Raw genomic sequence first — 2,913 nt, forward strand, 5'->3', positions numbered from 1 at the left:
GGGGGGAGAAACCGGCACCCCCCCCCCGGCCCCCTCCCGCCCGGCACGGGGGCCCCCACGGCGGACTCGACGTTCACCTGGCATCTCCAAGGAGGCCCAGGGCTTCAGCCCTGGGAGGAATGGGTCCTTGATTCGTAGGCGCGGAGTGCCGGAGCTCGTTTCGTTGCCGGTCGGCGCGCACTGTCAGTGCCTCCTGTTAGCTTGCCGGTTGTGAAGATCGTCATGCAGGTCAAGCTCCTGCCGTCGCCTGAGCAGGCGCCGGCTCTGGGGGCTACCCTGCGTGCGTGCAACCGGGCTGCCGACGCGGTGTCGGTCACGGCGTTCGAGAACCGGGTCTTCTCCCGCAATGACCTGCAGAAGCTGGTGTACGGCGCGGTCAAGGCGGAGTTCGGCCTCTCGGCCCAGCCCGCGGTGCGGGTGGTCAAGAAGGTCGTCGACGCCTACGCCGCGCTGAGGGCCAACATCCGGGCCGGCAATCTCGGCAGACCGGGCTCCAAGCGTCGGGCCAAGGCACAGTCCAAGCCGGTCTCCTTCCGCGAGAACGCCGCCCAGCCGTTCGACGACCGGTGCCTGTCCTGGCAGTACGACGCGAGGGCGGTGTCGATCTGGACCACCGCCGGCCGGATGAAGAACCTGGCCTTCGCCTGCTCGCCCGAGGCGTTGAAGACCCTCCGGCTGTACCGCAAGGGCGAGAGCGACCTGGTCGAGCGCGACGGGATGTTCTTTCTGATCGCGGTATGCGAGGTCCCCGCCGCACCGGTGGCCGAGCCCACCGGATGGCTCGGGGTGGACCTGGGGATCGTCAACATCGCCACGGTGGACGGCATGAAGCCGATGACCGGGCGCGGGCTGAACCGCCACCGAAAGCGCCAGCTCGACCTGCGCAGGAAGCTCCAGGCCAAGGGCACCAAGTCCGCCAAACGCCTGCTGAAGAAGCGCAACCGCACCGAAGCGCGGCACGCTGCCAACACCAACCACATCATCGCGAAGACGATCGTGACCGAGGCTGAACGCACCGGGAAGGGGATCGCGCTCGAAGACCTGAGCGGGATCCGTGACCGGGCACGGCTGCGCAAGCCCCAACAGGTCACGCTCCACTCCTGGGCATTCCACCAGCTCGGGTCCTTCCTCGCGTACAAGGCGCAGCGCGCCGGGGTGGCGCTCGTCCACGTGGACCCGGCGTACACCTCGCAGACCTGCGCCGACTGCCATCACATCGACAAGAGGAACCGGGTCAGCCAGGCCCTGTTCGTCTGCCGGTCCTGCGGGGTTGTTGCCCACGCCGACCGGAACGCTTCCCGCAACATCGCCCGCAAGGGCGAAGCCGCGTGGAGAGCGGGGCGTGAGTCACGCGTCCCAGCCACCCCATAGGTGGCTCAGACGTGGGAGGCCACGCGACAGCCAGCCGCGCCCTACCCACAAGCCCGGTCCCTTCAGGGTTGGGTCAAGTTGACGCTCAGCTGCGGAAGGGGCGGATCTCGATCACGCCGTGCTCGGCCACGGGGTGGCGGGAGGCGATGTCGATCGCCTCCTTGAGGTCGGCGCAGTCGATGATGTCGTAACCCGCGATGACCTCCTTGGTCTCGGCGAACGGCCCGTCGCCGAGCACGACCTCGCCGCCGCGCAGACGGACGGTGGTGGCGGCGTGGTACGGGCTCAGCTCGTCGCCGTGCAGGCGGATGCCGGCCGCGTCGAGGTCGTCGGCCCAGGGCATCGGCTCGTCGGGCTCGACCGGCTTCTGCGGCTCGCCGTCGTAGGCGGCCTTGTCGACGCAGACGAAGAGCATGAACTTCATGGCTCCAACTCTCGGTTGACGGAAGCGCGGCGACCCGATTCTAGGGCGGAACCGGCACCGGCCGCCCGGTGATCACACCGGACGACCGGAACGGATCGTCCGTCACCGCATCGCCACGACGAACAGCGGATGCGGTTCTGGACAGGGTCGGACGTGGATCAGCTCAGGCCCTTGGCGGCGAGCTCGCGCACCACCGTCCAGGCGGCGGAGCCGAACTCGGCGACCGCCTTGCGGTTCACGTTCTTGATCGTGTCGCAGGCCTGGTGGAAGCACGGGTCGTTCTCCTGGCCCGCCGTGCCGCCGTACTTCTTGGCCTGGTCCGCGGTCTTGACCTCGGCCGCGCCGCCGAACAGGCCGCCGGTCGGGACGCCCGCGTTCATCAGCGGGCCGTAGTCGGAGTCGCCGTCGAACGTGGTGGGCGGGTGCGGATCGGTGGCCATGCCGCGCGCGGCGAACGCGTCGGTGAACAGCTTGGCGATCTTGTCCGATCCGGCCGGTCCGCTGCCGTCGAAGACGTAGCGGGTGTAGTTCGGCGAGCCGACCGAGTCGAGGTGGATGGCGGCGAAGATCTTGGCCACCTCGGCCGGGCCGATCGTGTTGACGTAGTAGTACGAGCCCTGGAGCCCGACCGCGCCGGTGGCGTCGCGGAACGCCCGGGTCTCCTCGGCACCGAAGAACGCGAAGCGGACCTTGTAGTGCGGCGGCACGTGCAGGCGCGCGAGCTGGCGCGCGATCTCCAGGGCCGTCGCCACGCCGGTGCCGTTCTCGTTGATCCCGGGGCCGCTGGGCAGGGCGTCGAGCTCGGCGTGCACGAGCAGGACGTGGTTCGGGTCGCCGCCGCGGGTCTCCGCGATGATGCTGCGGGTCTGCGCGGTGGGGTTCTGCTCGGTGCTGGTCACGAGGTGGACGGTCGCGCCGGTGCCCGACTTCGCCGCCTGGTAGAGCGCGAGGCCGTCGGCGTAGGCGAGGCCCACCACGGGGATGGTCGTGGGCTCGCCGATCGTGCCGGTCAGTGCCCCGTCACGGCCGGGCTGGCCCTCGTTGAACAGCATCACCGCCTGGTAGCCGGCCGCCTGCGCGTTCTTCGTCTTCGGGCCGAAGCCGCAGCCGCCGCGCTG

General features: G+C 69.8%; 3 protein-coding genes. 1 reads left to right on the forward strand and 2 read right to left on the reverse strand.

The features are described from left to right. Positions 1-210 precede the first annotated feature (210 nt). Positions 211-1,371, forward strand: coding sequence for a transposase (locus tag AB0O00_RS34180; RefSeq protein WP_363658492.1), 1,161 nt, complete (start codon positions 211-213; stop codon positions 1,369-1,371). An 85-nt stretch (positions 1,372-1,456) separates the two neighbouring features. Here the strand turns inward: AB0O00_RS34180 and AB0O00_RS34185 are convergent, their stop codons facing one another. Together AB0O00_RS34185 and AB0O00_RS34190 are read right to left on the reverse strand one after the other, a co-directional pair. Beyond that, positions 1,457-1,795, reverse strand: a complete 339-nt coding sequence (locus AB0O00_RS34185; protein ID WP_363658493.1) for a YciI family protein — start codon at positions 1,793-1,795, stop codon at positions 1,457-1,459. A gap of 158 nt (positions 1,796-1,953) precedes the next feature. Further along, a partial coding sequence (locus AB0O00_RS34190; protein ID WP_363658495.1) for a M28 family metallopeptidase occupies positions 1,954-2,913 on the reverse strand: 960 nt, incomplete at its 5' end.

The organism is Kitasatospora sp. NPDC093558, assembly GCF_040683475.1.
Lineage (GTDB): Bacteria > Actinomycetota > Actinomycetes > Streptomycetales > Streptomycetaceae > Kitasatospora.

Bases quoted from the DNA above. Each gene is read 5' to 3' on its own strand.
- AB0O00_RS34185 (WP_363658493.1), bottom strand. From the start codon at position 1,795: ATGAAGTTCATGCTCTTCGTCTGCGTCGACAAGGCCGCCTACGACGGC.